Source organism: Pseudanabaena sp. UWO311, from assembly GCF_006937785.1.
Classification (GTDB): Bacteria; Cyanobacteriota; Cyanobacteriia; order Pseudanabaenales; family Pseudanabaenaceae; genus Pseudanabaena.
In genome coordinates this window covers 1-21,591 of record NZ_SJEE01000035.1, presented here as the reverse complement: position 1 = coordinate 21,591, position 21,591 = coordinate 1, and the positions used below count along the sequence as shown (strand labels likewise).

Sequence of the window (21,591 nt, the reverse complement as noted above, 5' to 3'; positions counted from 1 at the left end):
ATATTGTCGTAGTCCATCATCAGTTCCCATTTATGAGATTAGACAGTTTTAGAGAATGTGCCCCTTTGGTGCACATTCTCTAAAACTATTTGTATAAATTATTTGTATAAATTACTGATCAAACGCTGTAGGATCGCTACATGTCACAGGCAGTTTTCAACAAAATTGATTTCAATTTTTTGGCTGTAATTTACATTTTGGCTTGAGGTGGAAGCTTAAAGTAGGCTAAGATTTTAGCCCAGAGCTAATTATCAAAAAAATTTGCTAGGCACTGACAATTGAGATATTTTTATTGCCAGTAACTGAAGCTAACTAAGTCATAATCATCTGCTAGGAGTAAACGTCTTGGAAGTCGCTCAACTGTTGGAACTATACAAACAGGGACAACGGAACTTTTCCAACATAGATCTGAATAACGCTCAATTACGCAGTGTTATTTTGATTGGTATTGATTTGCGTGGCTCTACTTTGAACAAAGCTGATTTGAGCAGCGCTAATCTAATCGAGGCGAACTTGACAGGAGCTAACTTGATCGAGACAAATCTTAGAGGTGCTTTGTTAAGGGGCGCAAACTTTTCTGATGCAGACTTAAGTTGGGCAAATTTAACTTGGTCGAATTCTTCTAATAGTAAATTTATTCGAGCCAACCTAAGTGTCACTAATTTTAGTGGGGCAAACTTGATTGAAGCCGACTTTACAGGCTCAATTATGAAAGGGGCTAATTTGCGGGGAACAAATTTGCGTGGTGTAATAATGAAAAATTTGAGAACCTGTGCTGATACTGAATTTACAGGTGTTCGGAACTTGGACGATCGCACACGCTTATATCTATGTACGATCGCTAGTGGTACGCATCCGTTTACTAAAAATGACAGTCGCCAGACTTTGGGCTGCCCAATTTAAAGATGTTCTATTGCTTTTCTGTGACTTCTAGCAAATAAGGAAAAGAAGTATTTTCTTCGTAAGAGCCAACCCATACTTCATAAGTCCCTTCTAGCCAATCGCCACCGATCGCTGGATTGCGATCGCCAACATCGTCACTACACCAACTTCCACCTGGCCCGCGCACGAGCAAGATTGTGTCGCCAGAGCTTTTGACCTGCATGTTGAGATATTTAAATGGTTTGGTGAGCGTAATCTTGTGATCTGGTTCTGCGTCAATAAAGCCAATACAATCGCCTGTTTCGGTCACTTTACGTCCAGATTTTTTTTGAGTCTCGACTCCACCACCACTAATGCCCCGCAGTTGAATCGATTTCGGCGTAAAGCTCGGTGCGATCGTAATATCTTCAAACATTTTCACGAAACTAGCCTTTTTACCAGAAGTGTTTTCTATTTTTTCTGGTCTAGTAATCTCGATGGTTGTGTTTGGCTTTACGCTTGGCTTAGTCTGCGATCGCACTGCTGTATCCACAGCTAATATCGCGGTGGTCATAGCTGCAAGGGTAATTAGCGATCGCGCTGCAAATTTTCTCATGACACAAATGTATTGGTTCTAAGACGTAGATTTTAGCATTCTGTACCAAAGGATCAAAGGATCGTAGGTAGCGCTTTATGGCATCTTTGATCCTTTGGTTTTCGATATAATCACAGTGAATGAGAAATGAAAGAGCTTAGATAAAAACATGGCAGCGATAGGCATCATGACCGCACAGGTGCGTCCCGAACGTGAGATCGGACAAATCCATGTTTATGACGGAACAGGCAAAGGTAAATCACAGGCGGCTTTGGGCGTAGTCTTGCGATCTCTTGGCTTAGGAATGTCCGACACATCACCCTTTGGCACAAGAATTTTGTTATTGCGATTTCTCAAAGGTTCTGAGCGTGAATATTCTGAAGATGCCGCAATTTCCGCATTGCAACAGGGATTTCCCCATTTAATCGATCATGTGCGGACTGGTCGCTCTGAGTTTTTTGATGCTGAACATGTCACCCCCTTCGATCGCCAAGAAGCAGAAAGAGGTTGGGCGATCGCCAAAGGCGCTATGGCTTCAGGACTTTACTCAGTCGTTGTCTTAGACGAGATTAATCCTGTTTTGGATTTAGGCTTAATTCCCGTCGATCGCATTGTCAAAGATTTAAAAAACAAGCCACCTCATCTCGAAGTCATCTGTACAGGTCGCGGTGCACCTCAATCATTAGTTGATATCGCTGATCTCCATTCTGAAATGAGATCGCATGATGATGCCCATGCCGAGAAATATGGTGTGACGGGAATCGAAATTTATACGGGCGCAGGTAAAGGCAAAAGTACATCAGCATTGGGGCGATCACTGAAGGCTATCGGCACAGGGATTAGTCGCGATTTATCCCACCGAGTTTTAATTATGCAATGGCTCAAAGGCGGTGCTGGCTATACCGAAGATGCCGCGATCGCAGCTCTAAAACGCGGATATCCCCATGTAATCGATCATCAGCGTTGTGGACGTGATGCGATCGTTTGGCGGGGTCAACAGCAAGAAATGGACTGCATCGAAGCGCAACGCGGTTGGGAAATTGCTCAGGCTGCGATCGCATCGGGGCTTTATAAGACAATCATTCTTGATGAACTAAATCCCACTGTTGATCTGGATTTATTACCCGTTGAACCAATCTGCCAAGCCTTGCTCAAAAAATCTCGCGATACCGAAATCATCATCACAGGCAGATGTTTTAATCAACCTGCTTATTTTGACCTTGCGTCTGTGCATTCTGAAATGGTCTGCCACAAACACTATGCCGAAAAAGGAGTAGATCTTAAACGTGGTGTAGATTTTTAAACTAAAAAAGGGAGTAGCGGCGCTAATCGCCGCCACTCTCTTTTTTTGTAATGACAGGGTTGACGAGGATCGAACTCATGACCTATCGCTTAGGAGTCCACAAATCAAACTACATATAAGCCTGTTATATATGGGTTTTAGTTTGAAAGAAAATATGTAGTGACCGAAATAGTGACCGATTACTTATTTTGTCTGACATTTTTAACGCCTTTCTGGTGGTTTGTCCCAATAATTACGAATCGCCTCAACGTTGAAAAAGTATTTAGCTTTACGCGCCCCAGCCTTTCGACGGTCTTGGTAATGCACACCTTGTTTTAGTTCGCTGAGATAGCCAATTAGAGCTTTTCCACTAGAAAGTCCTAAAGCTTCAGCGGCGGCGGCGGTAGGTAAGTATTTAATAATTGTGTTCATGTTTAAGGAGTCCCCCTGACATTCGGGCTTATAAAATTGTTTTTTAAAATTCAGTGGCTATTCCAACTCGATCCAGTCGTCTGTACTTTAATCGGGAAATAATGTGAGTTGTCCTTGTGCCAATCGCTCTGACCTGTATCAAGCAACCATTGGTTAAAGTCAATCCAAGAAACATTTGGCTTTCGGCATGGACGTTGGCAATTTTGGCAAATCCACGCAGCTTTATCTTTGATGCGGGTAGCGATCGCATCCCAATCGCTGGGGTAAAGGCTTCTATTCATGGGCATGGCTTTAATCCTTAATTTTTGTCAATTTTTTTTCGATCTCTTTAATTTCTTTCTGGATTTCCTGCAATCGCTTTCCTGAGGCAAACTGAGTCTGCGCACTCTTATGCTCGTCGTGGTCAAGTTTGCCGATATACCTCGATCTTTTGTCGTTGAGCCATTTGTGGGGCTTGGCACTTTTCCAGACCACTTGATCGAAATTCCGTTTGGACGGACGCGATTTCTCAAGCCAAACTCCTTTCGGGCTAGCGCCTGATGATTCAAGAGCTATCGCTTCTTTTTGCAGATCTGCCAAGCGATCGCGCAAAATATCAAGCTTGGTTTTGGGAATCTCCACTAGAACGGATACCTTAGATTCATCCATGCGTAACTTTGCAACGGATAACTTAGGTTCTGAGGTAATTGGAGTCTCAAGATCGGGGGATTTATCGGCATCGATGCTAGAGAAATTTTCGAGAAATTTTTTAAGCTCGGCAACTTCTTTAGTAGGCTTTTTCAGTTCTGCTAGGACATCTGGCGATAGCAAGGCGATCGCTTCGGAGAGCTTATTGTTTTTGGCATGGTCGAGCGCGTGACCGATGGCATTAACCGCAAATGTGGGCAGATAGCGTCCTGAATAGTGATTACAAATTGGGAGCAGAATTTCAAATAGTTGGTTGTTTTTGGAAACTGTTCTTAATTTGGGCTTACCCATTTTTAAGTTGTGTGAGGTCACAACATCGGGCTTTGAGACATTGATACAAGTATTGCTAAGGGCTGTAATTAAGCCTTCTTCCCCATCTGTATCAACTACGCGATCGCCTACGGAAAATAAGACTGGTTGAACCAATCGGGGATCTTTGCCATGTCCCGCTAATGAAATCATGCAGCGCCTCCAAAAAACTTTGTTTCGAGTTGCTTCGCCAAATCTGGGTGTGTCGCCTTTAAGTTTTCAATCTTGGCTCTGGCAAAATCAAAGTCTTTTGAGGAGATCGCCAGACGGATCGAGTTTTCTAATAGGTGCAGATTTTCAATCAATGCATCTCGCTTTGGCGAGACTGAGGTTCTAAGCTCCAATTCCCACTTTTGCCAATCTGCGGGCTTAAATTTAGAAAAATACGCCTTACGATCGCGTGGTCGAGATTTTAAAGACTTCAATACAAACTCCTCAACGGCGGCGCGGGAAAATTGACCGTCAATAGGGTTGATCGGTTCTTCAAGTGTCTTTGCCTCAAATGCAATTTCATCAGGCACTAAATTTTGGGAGATTGCCTCTTGAATTTCAGCGATCGCCTCATCTAAAGAAATTTCAAAATTTTCTACGGCGCTAAGCGCCGCTTCTGAATTATCAAAATTCAAAAAATTGTCCTGATCTGATCTTTCTAATAGATCTAAAGAGATCTTAGAGATCTTAGGGTCACAGGATTCATTTATAGCAATGCTTTCAGCCGTCGCTTGTTGCATGGATGCACTGCTTGTTGCATCAGCGCACTGCATGTTGTGTGGGTGCAACACCTCTTCTTGTTGCGTGGGTGCAACATCGTTGCATGGGTGCAACACCTCTTCTTGTTGCGTGGGTGCAACATCGTTGCGTGTATGCAACAAACCTTTGCCTTTGATCGAGACATTTGCCATCACGATTTCTAGATCGATATAGCCTTTAGCATCAAGACTTTTTAATGCACGACTTGCCGTTGAGCGATTAATGCCAAGCTTTAATGCGATCGCATTTGCACTAACTTTTATGCCATTGCCATAGGGATCGAGAGTACGGATGTAATAAAGGACATTTAACTCACTAAGATTTAATTCCTTAGAAACTTCTAGCCATTCCTCATGTTCTAGTGGATAGAATCTAGCCATTTCTTTCGACCTCATTCGCACAGTCATCTCAATAGTCGAAAAGGTCATCACCTGAGCCAAAGCATTAAGGCACATCACGCAAGCACAATTCACAGGTGAAAAATAAGCCGTCGCGATCGCAATGCTCGACTAAATCTGGCTTGCATTGGCAAGCTATAGACTTGGCTATACTTGCAAAATAGCCTTCACGTTCTAGGGCTTCTCTAATCGTTGGTATATAGACACTCATAGCTCAGACCACCAACATTGATCTAGAAGAGTGACAACAATTTCACCATCGCAATCAATCCAAACTGAGTCACCTTTGATTTTTTTGATAACTCCAGTCACAAACCGACTGCCTGAGACGTTGTGCCATCCATTAACAACCGTTTCACTATGAGTTTCTGTGCTAACAAGATCGCCAACTTGAAAAGTTTCGAGCAACTGGTTACTTTGTTTATTAACTCTGGGGGCTGTTAGAGGAGCGCGATTTCTATAATTTGGGGAGGTTACGACCATTGCATATTTGAATGCAGTCCAGATACAATAGGCTTGATTCAATCTTTGGCACTCCAAAAGTTGCTCACGATTGAGCATTTCACAGATATTTTGTTGCATTGTTAGAAACTGAATAAAATTTGTAGTCCCGCTAGTTCGTGCTAGTGGTTTTTTTTATGGAAAAGTCTCTAAGCCTACGCTGATGACTTCAGGGAAGGTAAAAACTGCTTTAAAAAACTTATTAGCGATCGATTTTTTCTCAAAAACAAATAATCGCTCCTCCCCATCTTTACTGGTAAGCGTTTTGGAGCATTTGCCCCCTAATTGCTCTGCAAGCTCGTTAAAAGCTGAGGCATTTCCTTCAGAGTGGACTGATACGCATTTAAGCGATGATGTCCGCCTAACCAAAATATGAAAGTAGTACGAACTCGTCGTAAATCGTAGAGGAGCATCAAGCGGCAATCGAGTTGTCATAATATTCGAGACCCTTAATAATCAAATCCTCCAGAACAACGCAAAAATCAACGCCTTGCTCGGCAGCAATCAACGATATTCTACGTTTCAGAAATTTTTCGATAGCGGTAGTCGTCTTTTCTCTTTTAGCCATTATTTATCGATCGATAAATAATGTATTCACGTTTACACCTCAATACGTCTAAAATGCTTTATAAGTTCGTATATATCTATATGATTGTTATTTGCACATATGGATCATCAAAGTCGTTTAAGGTTGGCTCAAACAGTAAAGACCCTTAGAGGTGAAGCTTCTCAGATTGAATTTGCTAAAACACTTGATGTTAGTCAATCTACAATTGCGAGTTGGGAAAAAGCCACCAACGTGCCGACCCTTGAAAACTTAGAAAAGCTTGCCGAATTGTCTGGTCAACTGCCAGAAGAGTTTTTGGCGAATATCTATGGACGCACAATATCTACGCAAGAATGCCCCACAGTTGCTTTTGCGATTACCATAATGGACAATCAACAAATAGGTTGCTTACTAATGCAAATTGGTAAACTTTTTGGAGGGGATTTACCTGACGATATTGAAAATAAAAAACTCGATTAATCTTGCCATCCACAGATAGGGCAATTCCAATCAATGCGATCGCTATTCTCTTCATACACATAGAGACATTGCGGACATCGACCCGAAAATACAGGATGCGTCATCAAAATTTGATACTGTTGCGCTCTGGTTAACCTTGACTGATGATCGGTTTCATAGGTTATTGGCAATTTCACAAGATGACCATCAATAAACGTAAAACTATTGGGACACCATAGCTCTTGACCATCATCGGCAAAGTCTGAACATGAATCACCGTCAATGCCTTTGGGATGGATCGCACAGACTAGGTAAGCACTGTGGGCATTGTTGATGCAGCGATCGCAGTCGGGTATTTTGGGCATGAGTTGTGCAAATAGGTAGAAAATTGAAACAATAATTTCTACCAGAACAGGTGTAAATATTTACAGTTGTTGGTCGTGTTGAGAAATTCTTTTAGGACTGACGCAAAAGGACGAAATGTAGGGGCAATTCATGAATTGCCCCTACGATAAAATGTGGGTTTTAAGACGTTTTTGCGTAAGTCCTATCTTTGTGCGATCGCTATTCTCCGTCGATAACATTACTACTTCGGTTGAATGGCAGGTAGTGCTGTTGAGTCACAGATCTTGAATAGATTCCATTTTTCCCTCCTAGTTTTTGCCTCAAGAGTCATTTGATGATCGTTTTTTAATGCATAAACATAGGAGATTTTTTCTTTGTCGGAGATTACCATTGTGAATGATTGACTGTTTTGAGCGATCGTATATGGGAATTCAGAACGCGCAGAATTCTGCCTCTCATCAATAGATAGCCAAATCATTTTATTGTCTGAGGTAAAAATTGCTCTCACTACCATCGCTCGGGGTGCAATCATCAACCAAGTTCCAAGCACTGGATTTTTTGGCGAAGAAGTTAGTTCAGAATTCTCGCAAGCCTTTCTTAATTTAAGCTTTTTGGAATAGTAAGATCCTGTGGGGTTGAATAAAGTAGCTTTACCACCTGCCAGCACTTGAACGTCATAGTTTGTGGTCACTCGATCGCTAGTTGTAATTGCTAACTTCTTACCATCAGCAGAAAAAACATACTTGGCGATTTTCTCAGATTCTATTCTGTCTTCATAGGCAACGATTGGCAAAATCATTACTTGCCCATCTGCGGTGAAACGCATTCTAGAGACACCTGAATTACTATCGTCAGAGATCCAAATACCAGTTAATGGATTTGGTGGTTTAGCAGCTTGTATTTCAGGACTACTGGCGAGGATAGAGATAGAAGCAGTAGTGACAATACCCAGCAAAGCTTGATTGATATTCAACATAATAGAGAATGGCATTGTTTCATAAAATAGGGACTGCGGTGGTGCGGCATGATAAGTTGAAACTACATACCAAGAAACACCATAGACATGAAAAGTATGCACGATTAACAGCAGTGCGATCGCACTTTGTAACACCACCCGATCCACTGCGCGATCGCCTCACTCTCAACTACTTTTTCAAAACTTCAACTGACTGAGCGCGAAAAACTCGACTGGCAACGCCCACGTCATAACCATTAAACTTTTTAAAATCTACAGATCCTCGTAAACGCAAAATGTCGCCAGTTTTCAAAGTAAAAACTGGGTCTGCCTTATCGTTTGCAATACTAATTCCATAAGCCTCTATGCCAAATGGTGTGGCGACAGCTTCTTGTCCTAAAGGCATTACCCGAAATACAGTCTCTCCATCAAAATTGTAAGCCGCAAACAGATTGTTACCCTTGCCTGTTGCGACAAAACTAACCTCAGTAGTGACATCACAACCATTAAAAACTTCGGCTTGTGCCGTAATTTGAGCAAAATTCTTTAACGTACCAGCTTTAGGACACTCTGCCTGAGCCTGTGCCACATTGCCAAGTAAGGATAAGGCGATCGCAGAGGCAACAGTGGTCAAAATTTGCTTGGCATTCATGGTGTTTTCCTTGTTGCGTTCTAGGGGAAAGTCGATAACTAAATATTCTCACGGTATCAGATCTGAGGGCGATCGCAGTTTGTAGAAGTTAAGCTTCCTTTTGTAGAAGTTAAGCTTCCTTTTGTAGAAGTTAAGCTTCCTTTTGTAGAAGTTAAGCTTCCTTATTGACATCAAAATGTTTCAGCAAACTATAGACAACTGGAGATAAAACGATCCCCATTGCTAGGACAAAAACTAAACCACTAAAAAGCGCGTATGTAGAGGCAAAAATCTTAGCGCTGATATTCGGTAATGGGCTAATTGGTCCCATGCCACTAAGAATCATTGAAGCTTCGACTAAGGCATCTACCCAACTGAAACCAGCAACCCAGTGATAACCAATAACGCCTATACCTAGCCCTAGTAGTATGAAAACTGCTGACAAGACAAGATAAGTGGCAAATCTGCGGACTAAAACCTGAAGTGATTCTGACTGCTTTATTGACTTAATAAGGTTTGTCATTACATTCATGTAGAGAGATTTTACAACCAGCATAGCAATGTCACGCTATCCGATCCTTGTGCGATCGCAGTTTGTAACGGATCGATCGACTTCTTACTCAATGGTCATTGTGGAGACAGCGATCGCCTCTGGTACGGCAAAGCCTAATGCAGTCGAGTAGTTTAGGCAGTACTTTGGATGGTTAGGCGATCGCATTGGTTCTAGCGAAACATTCGGTTTTAGGGGAAAATATTTAATAACTTATTTTCCATTTGTCGTTAATTGCTATCACCATTTTAAGGATTTGCTTTCTTGAAATCTTTTTTCTCAAAATCTATCATCTAGTGCAATCTTGGCTATAGCTTTATGTATATCAGATATATTGAAAAAACGACAATTATTACTGCTCGAAATTTGCTACTTACATTCTTAGATCTGAGAAGATTTGTGCCTGATGTAAATAGGTGGAATGAGAAATCACTTTCATGGAGTCCATCAAGCCATTTCCGATTTCAACAGTTGATTGCAATGTTTAACGCCTTTGAGATCGAATGGAATCCAGAGGCATTCGTTAATGGGAAATTTATAAAATACGATGATCCGAGATATGCCTCATTATTAGATACATTACACAATTCAATGTTGGAAATGCTACCAGTGGACATGAGAGGAAGCATAAATTACGGTCATGGGTTTGGCGTTCACAGCGATCAATTAACCGATTGCTTTAACATCCTCTTCAAATACCGAGAGCGTGTTGGGAGCATCTTAACATTTTCAGACGGAGTACTTGCTGCAAGCGGTCTTTACCTTTTTGCTCATCAGAAAACAGATGAGTTGAATCGGATCGTCAGAGAGAATCTTGGCATAATTGATGACATCCTTGTTGCGATTATATCTCCAGAGGAAAAACAATTTGCGATGGTACAGATGGTAAATGACTACGGCTATCCAGATGTAGATCTCTGTAAGATTGATTTTGAAGATTTGTAAATATACATAAATCCTTTGGCTGTAACAAGAAATTGCAAAAAATTCACGCCAAGCGATCGCACTTTGTAACGCCTCCCGATCCCTTAACCAACCCTCTCCAATTTCTACACAAAAGCAGAGTCTTGATCGTGCGAAAGCTCATCAACTCTATTCAACAGACTTGTCTCGTCCGAGATCGCATGGTGTTTTAGTGGAAATTTGCCAAGATTGTAGCGCTTGTTAGATTTAGATGGGGGGTGATCGCAGTATGTAACGGGTAGCGATCCAAATCATCAAAATTTCATGAGTTAATGTCTATCTTTACAACTAAAATAGTGATATTTATAAGGATAAGATTTTTGCTCGGAGTATAGTTAAGATGCGCTCTAGTCTCAAGTCACTTAACTGTTTTACGCGATTGATCGCTGGCGGATTACTCGTTACGATTGGAATCAGCCTTTCCCCTATCCAAATTTTTACATTTTCCCCTCTAAAATCTGTCAATGCTCAAAGTATATATCCTAGGGAAAAAGAGGCTGAGCAACTTCTAAAACTAGGGGATGAACAGTATGAAAAGAGTCAGTTTCAAGAAGCATTACAAACCTATGGTAAAGCATTAAAAATTTATCAACAGAATAAAGATCGAAAGGGGCTAGGAAATTCACAAAGAAAATTGGGGAATATATATAATGCACTTGGACAATATCAAAAAGCAATTGAGTACCTTGAGCAAGCATTAGAGATTGCTCGACAAGTTGACGCTCAAGAGTCAGAGGGAAGAACACTCAATAATCTTGGCAATACATATAGCTATCTAGGCCAGTACCAAAAAGCAATTGAATATTATCAGCAATCTATAATTATAACCAAACAAATAGGAGATCTCAAAGGGCAAGTTATTGCACAGGGAAATTTGGGTAGTGCTTACGATTTAATTGGACAATATCAGAAAGCCATTGCTCACTATCAGAAATCTTTGGATATTAATCGTCAAATTGGCTATCGTAGTGGAGAGGCAAGAGCACTTAACAACTTGGGGATTGTATACAACTATCTTAAGCAATATCAAAAAGCAATTGAGTATTATCAGCAATCTTTAGTTATAGCTAAGCAAATCAAAAATACTATTATTGAAGGAGAAATAATCAATAATCTTGGTAATACATTGATAGCTCTTGGTCAATATCAAAAAGCAATTGAGTATTATCAGCAATCTTTAGTTATAGCTAAGCAAATTGGAGATCGGAATGGTGAAGGACGTGCGCTCACGAATTTAGGATACTTGTTCAAAAAACTCGATCAAATTGAACTAGCGATACTCTTTTATAAACAATCTATCAATGTTCGTGAAGAGATTCGCAAAGACATACGTGGACTCGGTATAGAAGCACAAAAAACTTATCTTTCTACTATCGAAAGTTCCTATCGATCCCTAGCCGATCTCTTACTCAAGCAAGACCGTATTCTCGAAGCCCAACAAGTCCTCGACCTTCTCAAAGTTCAAGAACTCAGCGACTACCTCCGCACCTTGCGAGGTAACACCCAAACAGCCCAAGGCGTTGACCTCCAACGTCCCGAACAAAACATCATCGCCCTAGCCACAGAACTCAACACCCTCCAACAAAAAGACCGTGAAAATAAACTCAGTGAAACCGAACAACAACGCCTCGCCCAACTAGTTCAAACTGAACGCGATCAAAACAAGCAATTCAACTCTTTCCTAAATAGCCCCGAAATTAAAAAACTGATTGCTGAACTGCGTCGCGTTGAAGAACAACAAAATCTCAACCTTTCCAGTTATCGTAAACTCCAAAAAGATGTCCTTTCCCAAGTTCCCAATGCAGTCCTACTCTATCCTCTAATCCTAGACGATCACCTCGAACTAATTATCATCAATGCCAAAACCCCACCCCTGCGCCGCACAGTCAAAATCAAACGTGAGCAACTCAACCAAGAAATAGTTGATTTTCTTAGTGCGCTTCGTGATGCTGGCTCCGAAGATGTTAATGAACCTGCCAAAAAACTCTATAAATTGCTAATTCAACCATTTGAAACAGAGCTAAAAGAGCTAAAAATCGATACGATTATCTATGCACCAGATGGACAACTGCGCTATATTCCCCTCTCGGCTCTCCATGATGGAAAACAGTGGCTAGTCGAAAAATATCGCGTTAACAATATCACTGCCGAATCCCTCACCTCCTTTGCGCCAAAACCACTAGCGAAGCCACGCATCTTTGCAGGTGCATTTGGTGGGAAATCTGGAGAGAAGACCCGCTCAGGATTTGAAGGTCTACCCGCCACCATCACAGAAGTCCAAAAAATTGCCAGCCTTTTCCCAAATACCACCACCTTCACCGAAGCCGCCTTTAGCAAACAAATCACCGCAACCAAAGCTAACTCCCATACAATTTTGCATCTAGCTACCCACGGGCAGTTATCAGTGGGAACTCCCGAAGACTCTTTTATCCTTTTTGGCAATGGTGAAAAAGCGACGATCAGAGAGATTCAAGATTGGTCACTGAGTAATGTGGATTTAGTTATCCTCAGTGCTTGTCAGTCAGGGCTTGGCAGCAAATTAGGCACTGGTGTCGAGATCTTAGGATTAGGCTATCAAATGCAATCCGCAGGAGCCAGAGTTGCGATTGCATCTCTGTGGAAAGTCAATGATGCTGGGACACAAGCACTCATGACTGCTTTTTATGGTGAACTTCAAAAAGGTGATATTACTGTTACTGAAGCATTACGCAGGGCGCAAATATCGCTAATTAGATCATCACAATACAATCATCCTAATTACTGGGCGGCATTTTTTGCGATCGGCAACGGACTGTAAGTAAACTTAAAAGTGGAAATTTTAATTATGTGTCAATAGCTGTGATCACTATCACTTTATTTTGTCTATAATTGACTGTATTCTCTATATTACGACAGTTAATCATTTATGAAATGCAAATCTTAGTAGCAAAAAAGCTTAAGTTATTTATCTTTGCACAAACATTTAAGATTGATACAGTTACATTTTAGTTCTAAAGAGAGGCTTTACCATGAACAAGCATTTTGCCTACATTTGTATATTTCCAGTTTTATTTCTCTTAGTTTCACAACTGGCAATTTGTGATAGTAGTTGGGCAGATAATCCTCAATCTGCTAACTCTCTAGGTGGTGCTCCTAGTGGTTCTAGTGGTTCTGCTAACTCTCTAGGCGGTGGAAAAAGGTAGGACGTAAATTATTGCCAACGTTGGCTTTGTTAGAAGATAATCTTCTCCAATCTCCTCACAAACACAGAATCCCGATCGCAGGATAATTCTAAATACTCGTTAGCCGTCATCGCCTAAAAGACTTGATTTTGAATCAATCTCAGAGGGTTCTAGTGGAAAATTGCCATGATTACAGCGCATGTGGGACTGGGATTAGGGGCGATCGGAGTTTGTACTGTAGAGATAGTCTATTTAGCATTCGACATCTCTTCTAAGGATCTAGTTCACCAATTACAATTACTTCGCCTTCGGCGTTAGCTTGTACCACCACAGCAGCCCCCGATCGCGGCACAATACCCGTTAAAGCTGTAATATTTACCTGATGCGTCACCATAACCACGACACCATCCTGTTGGCGATGTTCTGCGATCAGTCGGCGGGTTTGAGCGGTTTGGATATCCTCTGTACTGCGATCGCTAAAAAAGGAATTGAGAGAAGGTACTGGCTTCACTTCTCCTAAATTCAAAAGCTTGGCAGTTTCTAAACAACGACACCATTGACTAGATAAAACCTGTTTAATAGGAATCTGCCGCCGCCGAAATTCATTCCCTGCTTGGAGGGCTTGCTCTCGTCCTGTTTCTGACAAATTGCGCTGAGTGTTACAGTCTTCCAGTTGAAATCCACTGGGATCACCCGTGCCTGGTGCAAGCGCATGGCGCATTAGTAAGACTTTGCCTGAGCCTTTGAGAGCATCCCATTCATCATTGACAGGAGATTGGGCAACAGATTGAAAACTAGTATTTGCGGACATCATCATCACACTAGCGATCGCCACAATACTCTGGAGCATAATTCTTGATAGATAGTTTCTGTATTTTACCGTAACTGATTGATCGCAGTTTGTAACACCTACCGATCGCACCACTAAAGCACCCTCTCCAATCTCTTCACAAACACCGAATCCCGATCGCAACTCAACTCTAAATACTCAGTAGCTCTAGTCATCGCCGCATATTAGTCGCATGATGTTCTAGGGGAAAGTTGCCAATAGCATAGACCAAAGAAGCGATCGACGTTCTTTGCTACATCGATATTGAGTCTTGTTAGCGATCGTCCAAAGAGTTCAAAGCCAATTTGGCAGAATAAAAAAATTCTATCGCCTGACGGCTTTTGGCGCTCCTTTATAACTATTGTGCCAATCATCAGCACACCATTCCCACACATTTCCATACATATCGTATAAACCAAAGGCATTCGCCGCCTTAAAACTGCTGACATCGGTTGTCTCTTCTCGATATTTCCCTTTCGGTGCATCACCATAGGGATGGTTTCCATCGTAGTTGACGTAATCGGTAGTAATTGTTTCGCCAAAATGGAAGGTGGGAATGGAACGCAGATGATAAATCTCATGCCACTAGCCTGACAGGGTAAGCAGGGGGGCATGCCCCTACCTGTAAAATTTTATAACCTGTAGAGGCTGTGGACGGTGCGTGTCAGCCCCCAACCGTGAGGATCGCAGGAATTTCTTCCGCATAACATCAGTTAGATTGTAATACCTATTCACGAAAGTGTGACAACACTTTTGTGAATTAAAAACCAGACCCAGTAAGGGTTTTAAAATCAAGAAATGGCTACGCCATTTCTTGATTTGGTATAAGTGATAGAATTATTTAAAAGCTAAGTATAAAGATAGCTATGATACTCGCTGTAACTCAAAGATCGACCACCACATCTCGTTATGTAACTCGCAAATCCACAGGCGAACCAATCATCATTGGTACAAATACCTCTGTTAGAGCGATCGTTGGCTTGTGGAGATTAGGCACATCTCCTGAAGAAATTCCTAACTGCTTGCCACAGCTAACATTGGCACAAGTATTCGATGCTCTGAGCTTCTATCAAGATAATCAAGCAGAAATAAATGAATATATTGATCGCAATCGTGTCCCAGAGCATTTAATTCATCCAGCCGTAAAAGCCGCAATTCAAAACCTGTGAAAATATTCGCCAGCTTATATCTTGATGAAGATATGAATAACATGGTCGCCACACTATTGCGATCGCGTGGTATTGATGCCGTCACAGTTCAAAAGAGCGATATGTTAGGTAAATCCGATCAAGAGCAACTAACCTATGCTGCTACTAACGATCGTTGCATTTTGACCCATAACCGAGTTGATTACGAAGATTTACACTTGCAGTATGGGCAAGCCAATCTCACCCATTCAGGAATTATCGTAGTTCCTCAAAAGAGTCCCTATGAAATTGTTAATCGGGTCATGATTTTACTAGACTCAATGACTGCTGACGAAATTGCCAATCAGTTACTTTATGTTTAAGATGCGATCGCAGATATGTTTTGTCTCTGCTGTAAAACTAGATAACCTTCTCTTGCCACTTCCCGCCACACCATGAATAACCCGATGTCCGCCGCGTAGACTTCGCGCTAGTTGCTCCTGCTGCAAGTCCATGATTTTAATCAGGTCAGGTGCGATCGCCACTGGCACAACTTCATCATCCTCTTCAGGCTCTGGCAACAAAGACGGCTGAATCGCGATATCTGGGAATATATGCCAACGGATGCGATTGACTTGGTGCGGGCTTAGGGTGCGATCAAAATGGTAGGGAAACATATCCCAAAGTTTTTGTTGAAAATCGCCTCGGTCAACACTGTCATACATCTCATCTTGGCAGATTACCAAGTTTGACTCGATCGCATCGCCTAAGCCTTGTTTATCAAACACTGCCCTTGTGATATTGGTAAACACCACACCATAGCCATAGGGAACGATACATTTACCAGCATGGGGAGCTGCGATCGCATGGACTAGCTCGGCATCTCGTTCTAAGAGCTTCACTGCATGAAGGACATAGTTTCGAGCTTGTTCTAGGGTTTTTTTACTTGCTTGGGTTCGTTGGTGTTGCGATCGGAGATCGTCCAGTTGGATTTTGTGACGTTGAGAATGGTGTCGATTTTCCAGTCTTTGACCTCTAGGACTAATAAGCCGCGCAATGGGTGCAACACAATGAAATCGGGGTGCAGTTGCTTTTTGCCGATGGGTACGTCATACCAGATTAGATAGTCGTCATCTAGTTTCTGCTCTAATCTCACCGCAAAGCGCTTTTCGCCTGATGTCATTCGGGCTACACAACTGTTGAGGGATGGGATGAGAGAGGGCATGGGCATTACTTCCTATACATCATAAATTTTGATTTTTCGGCTATTTTGAGAAAACATTTCACTTCCAATTTAATCTGCTGAATGTAGTATGTAACACATGGCAAAAACATAACAAAAACATGGCAAAGAATATATTCTCGGTAATTCTGCTTCCCGTTGCAATCTTTGGCTGTGCCTTGATCAATGCCGATAAAGGGAATCAAGCTAGCACTGCAAGCACGCCTGTAATCTCTCCAGTTATCACTACTAAGTCAGAAGCCATCACCAAGGCAGAAATTCAGCGCAGTCCTATCAATCAACCAGAGCAGATAATTGCATCAAACTTTAGACGGGTTGATTCCTTCACCATTGATGAACTGTTTGCTGCTCATAGTGGCGGTTGTGGCATGAGCTTGCAAAAAAAATCTGCCAAAGGAACTCGCAATTTTGTATTTTTTAATGGCATTGCCCCTAACTCAATGTTGATGAAAATCAATGGCAAAATGACGAAATTTAGGCTGGTTGAAGCAACGGGTAACGATTTCTACGGTCAAAAAAATTTCCAAACCTTTGTTAGTGAAGATCAAGCAATGGAAGTTAGAGTCGCTGTAGTACAAGGAGCGGCTGGCGAAATTGAATCTCTTGATATCGATACAGGTGTGATGCTGATTAAAGTAAACGGTAGTTTTCAGCAACTAGAAGTATTTGGTGATGCGGGTTGTTAGCTGGTAGGGATTATTTTTCTAATAGAACAAATCGCCACTAATCCAAACACTCCATGATCGCATTCAACTCAGCCATCGCTCGAACTAAGCGATCGCGCAAAGCATCGTCAAGCTTGGGATTTTGTAAAGCTACCTCTTGGATGGCGGCTAACCATTGGGCGATCGGGACATGGCTAACGGCGGCGCGTAGTCCCATGTTTGTTAATACTGCAAGGTAAAAGCCTTTGAAGTCCTCTGGGTCGCCGTAGTCATAGAAGCCATCCCATAGCTCTAGTTTTTCGGGTGTGTATGCTTCGTATTGCTCGAAGGTGATTGGGGTGCGATCGCTTTGGGGTTGGGGGAGTGGTGGTTGTGTCATGGGTTTTTTATTTGAATAAATCTTTGAGTCTTGAATCATTCTTAACTACTTCGCTTAGTCTTTCAATGAGCAAAGCGACATCTTTTCTTAAGAGGTTTTATTGTGTGGACTCAATGCACCAACTTCGTAATAGTCAACTTTTTGCAGCATCGACTCAGAACTTACAGTAATTGCGAGATATTTTGAGGGTATTGCTTAGTCAAAAATACTTGCTCCTTAGAATACGATTATTCTTTTTCTTGCGTGACTCCAATCAGGGTAAAGGTGGTAAACCAAGCTCTTTGAGAAACTCGTTATGCCTATTTATTGACTCATCAATTTTCTCCTTCACTTCGACCAAAGTGGAATTCACCACAGCTAGATCGACTTCCTCCTCAGTTATGGCGGTGCTGATATAGCGAGAAATATTTAGATTGTAGCCATTGGATTCAATCTCTTCCATGTCTACAATTCGAGAATAACGCTCCTCTGATCGGCGGAATTGGTAGGTATCGATAATCTTGTCGATATGCTCTGGTAGTAGGCGATTTTGGCGCTTGCCCTTCTCAAAGTGTTCGCTGGCGTTGATGAACAGCACATCATCAGACTTTTTGCATTTTTTTAGCACCAGAATGCATACTGGGATGCCTGTGGAATAGAACAGGTTTGCGGGTAAACCGATTACGGTGTCGATGTTGCCATCTTTGAGCAGTTTGGTGCGAATCTTTTCTTCTGCACCGCCTCGGAACAGTACGCCGTGGGGTAGCACGATCGCCATTGTGCCTTCTTGTTTGAGGTAATGAAATCCGTGCAGTAAAAAGGCAAAGTCGGCGGCGGATTTTGGGGCTAGTCCGTAATTTTTGAAGCGTACATCAGAACCCAATGCTTCGGTCGGTTCCCATCGGTAGCTAAAGGGTGGGTTAGCGACTACGGCATCAAAGGCTGGCTTTTTGGCGGGGTTGGATTCTTTTAGCATCTCCCAATCGTTGGGCAGTGTGTCGCCATGAAAAATCTCGAATTCGGAATCTTTGACTCCATGCAGCAGCATATTCATCCGCGCTAGGTTGTAGGTGGTGATGTTTTTTTCTTGCCCGTAGATTTTGCTGATGCCTTGGAGTCCAAGCTGGTGGCGCACGTTGAGAAGTAGTGAGCCAGAGCCACAGGCAAAGTCAAGCACGCTGTCGAGACGTTTCTTTTTGCCTGTGGTGGGGTCTTGGCTGTCGAGGGTGACGATCGCTGACAGGATGCTAGAAATTTGTTGAGGTGTATAAAATTCGCCTGCTTTTTTGCCTGAGCCTGAGGCAAACTGTCCGATTAGGTATTCATAGGCATCACCGAGGGTGTCACTGTCGGTAGAAAAATCCTCTAGCCCTTTGGCGATCGCTTTGATGATGGTACAGAGTTTGGCATTGCGATCGCTGTACTTTTTGCCGAGTTTTTCGGAGTCTAGGTTAATTTCTGAGAATAGCCCTTGAAAGGTGCTTTCAAAGGATTCAGTTTCGATGTATTTGAAGCCATCGTTAAGGGTTCTCAGTAGTTCATCATTCTGGGTGCGTGCCATTTCCGCAATGCTTCCCCAGAGGTGTTGCGGTTGGATCACATAATGCACTTTGCGGCGCATCTGTTTTTCAAATTCGGCAATGTCGTCTGGATTTTGATCATACCAAACTTGAAGCGGCGTAGAGACCACCCCGTCAGGCTTTGCCTGCCACCCCTCCAGAGGAGGGGAATTTTTCTGCTTATTCCCCTCCTCTGGAGGGGCAGGGGTGGTCTTTATTGGATAGTCTGACCCTAGTTCTTTTTGGGCGGCGGTTTCGTAGTTGTCGGAAAGATAACGCAGGAATATGAATACCAGCATATAGTCGCGGAAATCGTCCGCGTCCATCGCGCCGCGCAGTTGGTCGGCGATCGCCCAAAGGGTTGTGCCTAGTTGTTTTTGATTTTGTTCGGTCAAGATCGTTTTCCTTTTTTTAAGTCAAAATGAGCGTTCATCACTGCATACCCTCGATCAGACGCTTTTCTCGCTCAATCTCGGCTATTAATTCCTCTTCGGTCGGCAATATGTGCTGATATTTAGAGGCAAAGAGTTGTTGGCTTTCTTTGATAACCGAATATTTGACAATGGTTTCGTCCTTGCTGTCGCAAAGAATAATGCCAATGGTGGGGTTATCGTCTTCGCCGCGCTTGAGGTCGTCAAACATCCGCACATACATATCCATTTGTCCGATGTCTTGATGACTGAGTTTGCCTGTTTTTAGATCGATGATGACAAAACACTTGAGTAGGTAATTATAAAAAACTAGGTCAATAAAAAAGTGGCTGGTTTCGGTGCTGATTCGCATTTGTCGGGCGACAAACGAAAAGCCTTTACCCAGTTCCAGCAGGAATTTTTGCAATTCGTTAATAATCGCCTGCTCCAGTCGGCTTTCTTTTAGTTGTCCCACTTCTGGTAGTTGCAAAAACTCTAGTACATATGGATCTTTGATAAATTCTAGATGCTTGGCTGTGCCAGTCGTTTCGGTTTCGTTGGCTTGGGTGGAAAGCAGACGCTGAAAACTCTGGCTTTTGATATTGCGTTCTAGTTGGCGTACTGTCCAGTTTTGCTCTCTGGATTCGAGGCAATAGTATTCGATCGCTTGGGGCGAATCAACGCGCATAATTAAACGCAGGTGGCTCCAACTCAAATCTCTACACACTGTGTAGAGAATCGCTTGATCGGGGAAAGTCAAGTAAAATTGGCGGCAATTGCAAAGGTTGGCATAAGAAAAGCCTTTTCCAAAATCAGCCGTTAGTGCTGTTGATAGGTCTTCAATTAGCCGTGAGCCATATTGGGCTTTGTGCTGCCCCAATTGCTCTTCTTCAACAATCCGTTGACCGATCAGCCAATAGGCTTCTACCATTGCGGCATTCACCGATGATCGCGCTTTGCTCCGTGCCTGTTCGAGGATGCATTTAATGTCTGCGTGAAATGCGGTCAAGTTGCTCATTCTCTTACCTCCTCAACGGATGGGAATAGCTGCTGCATTAGTCCTTTTTTATGCAATTTCAGCAGTTCTATCGCTTTACTTTGCGCGGCGATCGCTTCATCAATAGAAGATAGACAATCAGCAATTTTTTTCTGTTCTTTATTGCTTTTTGGGAAAGATATTTTTGTGCTTAGAATATCTGTTCTCGCAATCCCAGGAATCATATTTCCACTTCCAAGAGCTTCAAAATATTGTTTCCTCATAGCAAGACAATAAAAAATGAATTTCCCAGTATCTGGAGTAGCAGAAACAGCCATTAACTGTCTCCCCATAGCTACTTCATCAAGCTCTAAGAACATTAACTGACCAACACCACTTCCCTTAACCGTTAAAAGTGTATCTCCTCTGACAGCAAAGTTCTTGTTGTTCCTTGATGTCCACTTAAAAACTTCGCTCATATTATTGGTAAAGTCCGAGGGTCCAGTAAAATATGGAATTTTGTCCTCAGCTTCAGAATTATCATATTCATCTGGAGCAAGGTGCATTCCTGAAATAAGTTTTATGTGATGACTTAAAACATCATGAAACCAATCACCAGTATACTCAGGGAATCGCAATTTTGGCAGGGTTTCGCCTTCTGTGGGAAAAAGCTGCTGCATTAGCCCTTTTTTGTGGGCTTTGAGGGTGTCGAGTTTTTGGGTTTCTAAGGTGAGGCGATCGGCGATCGAAGTAAGACAATCAGCAATTTTTTGCTGTTCTTCTATTTTCTTTGAGACACGGATTTTAGTATCCGCGATATCAGATTGCCCAATAGTGGTCATTGTTGCTGTTTTCCCTTTCGCAACTAACTAGACTTCATCGGAAATAAAGAGGAGATAAGCCCTAAGCCTTTTTCCCAATTGAGATGCTCAAGTTAAGCAACCTTCCCATGTCTCATCGTAACCCTGAAATTGTGTAATCCACAAGAAGTTTCCATC

Annotated in this window: 29 protein-coding genes and 1 pseudogene; 11 read left to right on the top strand and 19 right to left on the bottom strand. The window is 42.3% G+C overall.

The window, feature by feature from the left end; genetic code table 11:
- Positions 1 to 345: 345 nt before the first annotated feature.
- Positions 346 to 903 (top strand): pentapeptide repeat-containing protein, encoded by a 558-nt coding sequence (locus PseudUWO311_RS20230; RefSeq protein WP_223807656.1) that lies wholly within the window; start codon positions 346 to 348, stop codon positions 901 to 903.
- A gap of 7 nt (positions 904 to 910) precedes the next feature.
- On the opposite strand, the gene PseudUWO311_RS20225 is transcribed toward PseudUWO311_RS20230, so the two are convergent.
- Positions 911 to 1,477, bottom strand: a complete 567-nt coding sequence (locus PseudUWO311_RS20225) for a hypothetical protein (protein ID WP_142657043.1) — start codon at positions 1,475 to 1,477, stop codon at positions 911 to 913.
- Positions 1,478 to 1,625: 148 nt separating this feature from the next.
- Here PseudUWO311_RS20225 and PseudUWO311_RS20220 point away from each other — a divergent pair, with 148 nt between their 5' ends.
- Complete coding sequence (locus PseudUWO311_RS20220) at positions 1,626 to 2,759, top strand: cob(I)yrinic acid a,c-diamide adenosyltransferase (protein ID WP_142657042.1); 1,134 nt, start codon at positions 1,626 to 1,628, stop codon at positions 2,757 to 2,759.
- A gap of 201 nt (positions 2,760 to 2,960) precedes the next feature.
- Here the strand turns inward: PseudUWO311_RS20220 and PseudUWO311_RS20215 are convergent, their stop codons facing one another.
- Positions 2,961 to 3,170, bottom strand: coding sequence for a hypothetical protein (locus tag PseudUWO311_RS20215; RefSeq protein WP_142657041.1), 210 nt, complete (start codon positions 3,168 to 3,170; stop codon positions 2,961 to 2,963).
- 116 nt (positions 3,171 to 3,286) lie between these two features.
- Between PseudUWO311_RS20215 and PseudUWO311_RS20210 the strand changes: the two genes are divergently transcribed.
- Entirely contained in the window at positions 3,287 to 3,472 is a 186-nt protein-coding gene (locus PseudUWO311_RS20210) for a hypothetical protein (RefSeq protein ID WP_142657040.1), read from the top strand.
- Here the strand turns inward: PseudUWO311_RS20210 and PseudUWO311_RS20205 are convergent.
- From PseudUWO311_RS20205 to PseudUWO311_RS20190, 5 genes are all read right to left on the bottom strand, one after another.
- The gene (locus tag PseudUWO311_RS20205; protein ID WP_142657039.1) at positions 3,462 to 4,319 is read right to left on the bottom strand and encodes a hypothetical protein; all 858 of its coding nucleotides are present in this window, start codon (positions 4,317 to 4,319) and stop codon (positions 3,462 to 3,464) included. The genes PseudUWO311_RS20210 and PseudUWO311_RS20205 overlap by 11 nt on opposite strands.
- On the bottom strand, positions 4,316 to 5,296 hold the full coding sequence (locus tag PseudUWO311_RS20200; RefSeq protein ID WP_190303589.1) for a MarR family transcriptional regulator: 981 nt from the start codon (positions 5,294 to 5,296) through the stop codon (positions 4,316 to 4,318). The genes PseudUWO311_RS20205 and PseudUWO311_RS20200 overlap by 4 nt, the downstream gene beginning before the upstream one ends.
- 64 nt (positions 5,297 to 5,360) lie before the next feature.
- Positions 5,361 to 5,525, bottom strand: a complete 165-nt coding sequence (locus tag PseudUWO311_RS24185; RefSeq protein WP_190303588.1) for a hypothetical protein — start codon at positions 5,523 to 5,525, stop codon at positions 5,361 to 5,363.
- Entirely contained in the window at positions 5,522 to 5,896 is a 375-nt protein-coding gene (locus PseudUWO311_RS20195) for a hypothetical protein (protein WP_142657037.1), read from the bottom strand. The genes PseudUWO311_RS24185 and PseudUWO311_RS20195 overlap by 4 nt, the downstream gene beginning before the upstream one ends.
- A gap of 54 nt (positions 5,897 to 5,950) precedes the next feature.
- Positions 5,951 to 6,250 (bottom strand): hypothetical protein, encoded by a 300-nt coding sequence (locus tag PseudUWO311_RS20190; RefSeq protein ID WP_142657036.1) that lies wholly within the window; start codon positions 6,248 to 6,250, stop codon positions 5,951 to 5,953.
- Between the two features lie 232 nt (positions 6,251 to 6,482).
- Here PseudUWO311_RS20190 and PseudUWO311_RS20185 point away from each other — a divergent pair, with 232 nt between their 5' ends.
- Entirely contained in the window at positions 6,483 to 6,842 is a 360-nt protein-coding gene (locus PseudUWO311_RS20185) for a helix-turn-helix domain-containing protein (protein ID WP_142657035.1), read from the top strand.
- Here PseudUWO311_RS20185 and PseudUWO311_RS20180 read toward each other — a convergent pair.
- The 4 genes from PseudUWO311_RS20180 to PseudUWO311_RS20165 form a co-directional block, all read right to left on the bottom strand.
- Positions 6,839 to 7,186 (bottom strand): hypothetical protein, encoded by a 348-nt coding sequence (locus tag PseudUWO311_RS20180; RefSeq protein WP_142657034.1) that lies wholly within the window; start codon positions 7,184 to 7,186, stop codon positions 6,839 to 6,841. The genes PseudUWO311_RS20185 and PseudUWO311_RS20180 overlap by 4 nt on opposite strands.
- 221 nt (positions 7,187 to 7,407) lie before the next feature.
- Positions 7,408 to 8,280, bottom strand: coding sequence for a hypothetical protein (locus PseudUWO311_RS20175; RefSeq protein WP_142657033.1), 873 nt, complete (start codon positions 8,278 to 8,280; stop codon positions 7,408 to 7,410).
- Between the two features lie 31 nt (positions 8,281 to 8,311).
- Positions 8,312 to 8,773 (bottom strand): hypothetical protein, encoded by a 462-nt coding sequence (locus PseudUWO311_RS20170; protein ID WP_142657032.1) that lies wholly within the window; start codon positions 8,771 to 8,773, stop codon positions 8,312 to 8,314.
- A gap of 151 nt (positions 8,774 to 8,924) precedes the next feature.
- Positions 8,925 to 9,275, bottom strand: coding sequence for a two pore domain potassium channel family protein (locus PseudUWO311_RS20165; protein WP_142657031.1), 351 nt, complete (start codon positions 9,273 to 9,275; stop codon positions 8,925 to 8,927).
- 37 nt (positions 9,276 to 9,312) lie between these two features.
- Between PseudUWO311_RS20165 and PseudUWO311_RS24670 the strand changes: the two genes are divergently transcribed.
- The 4 genes from PseudUWO311_RS24670 to PseudUWO311_RS24180 all read left to right on the top strand — a co-directional run bounded on the left by PseudUWO311_RS24670 (position 9,313) and on the right by PseudUWO311_RS24180 (position 13,447).
- Positions 9,313 to 9,435 (top strand): hypothetical protein, encoded by a 123-nt coding sequence (locus tag PseudUWO311_RS24670; protein ID WP_263402994.1) that lies wholly within the window; start codon positions 9,313 to 9,315, stop codon positions 9,433 to 9,435.
- 266 nt (positions 9,436 to 9,701) lie between these two features.
- A complete protein-coding gene (locus tag PseudUWO311_RS20160) occupies positions 9,702 to 10,247 on the top strand; it encodes a hypothetical protein (protein ID WP_142657030.1) in 546 nt (181 codons plus the stop codon).
- A gap of 358 nt (positions 10,248 to 10,605) precedes the next feature.
- Complete coding sequence (locus PseudUWO311_RS20155; protein WP_142657029.1) at positions 10,606 to 13,062, top strand: CHAT domain-containing protein; 2,457 nt, start codon at positions 10,606 to 10,608, stop codon at positions 13,060 to 13,062.
- A 211-nt stretch (positions 13,063 to 13,273) separates the two neighbouring features.
- On the top strand, positions 13,274 to 13,447 hold the full coding sequence (locus tag PseudUWO311_RS24180) for a hypothetical protein (RefSeq protein ID WP_190303587.1): 174 nt from the start codon (positions 13,274 to 13,276) through the stop codon (positions 13,445 to 13,447).
- A gap of 250 nt (positions 13,448 to 13,697) precedes the next feature.
- Here PseudUWO311_RS24180 and PseudUWO311_RS20150 read toward each other — a convergent pair whose 3' ends face one another.
- The gene (locus PseudUWO311_RS20150) at positions 13,698 to 14,399 is read right to left on the bottom strand and encodes a histidine phosphatase family protein (RefSeq protein WP_223807655.1); all 702 of its coding nucleotides are present in this window, start codon (positions 14,397 to 14,399) and stop codon (positions 13,698 to 13,700) included.
- 198 nt (positions 14,400 to 14,597) lie between these two features.
- A pseudogene (locus PseudUWO311_RS20145) lies at positions 14,598 to 14,807 on the bottom strand (formylglycine-generating enzyme family protein); the annotation flags it as partial.
- 314 nt (positions 14,808 to 15,121) lie between these two features.
- Between PseudUWO311_RS20145 and PseudUWO311_RS20140 the strand changes: the two are divergent.
- Both PseudUWO311_RS20140 and PseudUWO311_RS20135 read left to right on the top strand, forming a co-directional pair.
- Positions 15,122 to 15,424, top strand: coding sequence for a DUF433 domain-containing protein (locus tag PseudUWO311_RS20140; RefSeq protein ID WP_142657028.1), 303 nt, complete (start codon positions 15,122 to 15,124; stop codon positions 15,422 to 15,424).
- Positions 15,421 to 15,765, top strand: coding sequence for a DUF5615 family PIN-like protein (locus tag PseudUWO311_RS20135; protein WP_142657027.1), 345 nt, complete (start codon positions 15,421 to 15,423; stop codon positions 15,763 to 15,765). Before PseudUWO311_RS20140 ends, PseudUWO311_RS20135 begins: the two co-directional genes overlap by 4 nt.
- Here PseudUWO311_RS20135 and PseudUWO311_RS20130 read toward each other — a convergent pair.
- Both PseudUWO311_RS20130 and PseudUWO311_RS20125 read right to left on the bottom strand, forming a co-directional pair.
- Entirely contained in the window at positions 15,751 to 16,284 is a 534-nt protein-coding gene (locus PseudUWO311_RS20130; RefSeq protein WP_142657026.1) for a hypothetical protein, read from the bottom strand. The two genes, PseudUWO311_RS20135 and PseudUWO311_RS20130, sit on opposite strands and share 15 nt — an antisense overlap.
- Positions 16,285 to 16,313: 29 nt before the next feature.
- On the bottom strand, positions 16,314 to 16,607 hold the full coding sequence (locus PseudUWO311_RS20125; protein WP_190303586.1) for a nuclease-related domain-containing protein: 294 nt from the start codon (positions 16,605 to 16,607) through the stop codon (positions 16,314 to 16,316).
- Between the two features lie 119 nt (positions 16,608 to 16,726).
- Here PseudUWO311_RS20125 and PseudUWO311_RS20120 point away from each other — a divergent pair, with 119 nt between their 5' ends.
- Positions 16,727 to 17,311 carry a hypothetical protein gene (locus PseudUWO311_RS20120; protein WP_142657024.1) on the top strand — a complete coding sequence of 195 codons (585 nt, stop codon included), beginning with the start codon at positions 16,727 to 16,729 and terminating at the stop codon, positions 17,309 to 17,311.
- Between the two features lie 37 nt (positions 17,312 to 17,348).
- Here the strand turns inward: PseudUWO311_RS20120 and PseudUWO311_RS20115 are convergent, their stop codons facing one another.
- The 4 genes from PseudUWO311_RS20115 to PseudUWO311_RS20100 form a co-directional block, all read right to left on the bottom strand.
- The gene (locus PseudUWO311_RS20115; RefSeq protein ID WP_142657023.1) at positions 17,349 to 17,669 is read right to left on the bottom strand and encodes a hypothetical protein; all 321 of its coding nucleotides are present in this window, start codon (positions 17,667 to 17,669) and stop codon (positions 17,349 to 17,351) included.
- A gap of 253 nt (positions 17,670 to 17,922) precedes the next feature.
- Positions 17,923 to 19,602 (bottom strand): type I restriction-modification system subunit M, encoded by a 1,680-nt coding sequence (locus PseudUWO311_RS20110; RefSeq protein WP_142657022.1) that lies wholly within the window; start codon positions 19,600 to 19,602, stop codon positions 17,923 to 17,925.
- 37 nt (positions 19,603 to 19,639) lie between these two features.
- The gene (locus PseudUWO311_RS20105; RefSeq protein ID WP_142657021.1) at positions 19,640 to 20,635 is read right to left on the bottom strand and encodes a YhcG family protein; all 996 of its coding nucleotides are present in this window, start codon (positions 20,633 to 20,635) and stop codon (positions 19,640 to 19,642) included.
- Positions 20,632 to 21,435: a restriction endonuclease subunit S gene (locus PseudUWO311_RS20100; protein ID WP_142657020.1), complete on the bottom strand. Its 804-nt coding sequence runs from the start codon at positions 21,433 to 21,435 to the stop codon at positions 20,632 to 20,634. Before PseudUWO311_RS20100 ends, PseudUWO311_RS20105 begins: the two co-directional genes overlap by 4 nt.
- Positions 21,436 to 21,591 lie beyond the last annotated feature (156 nt).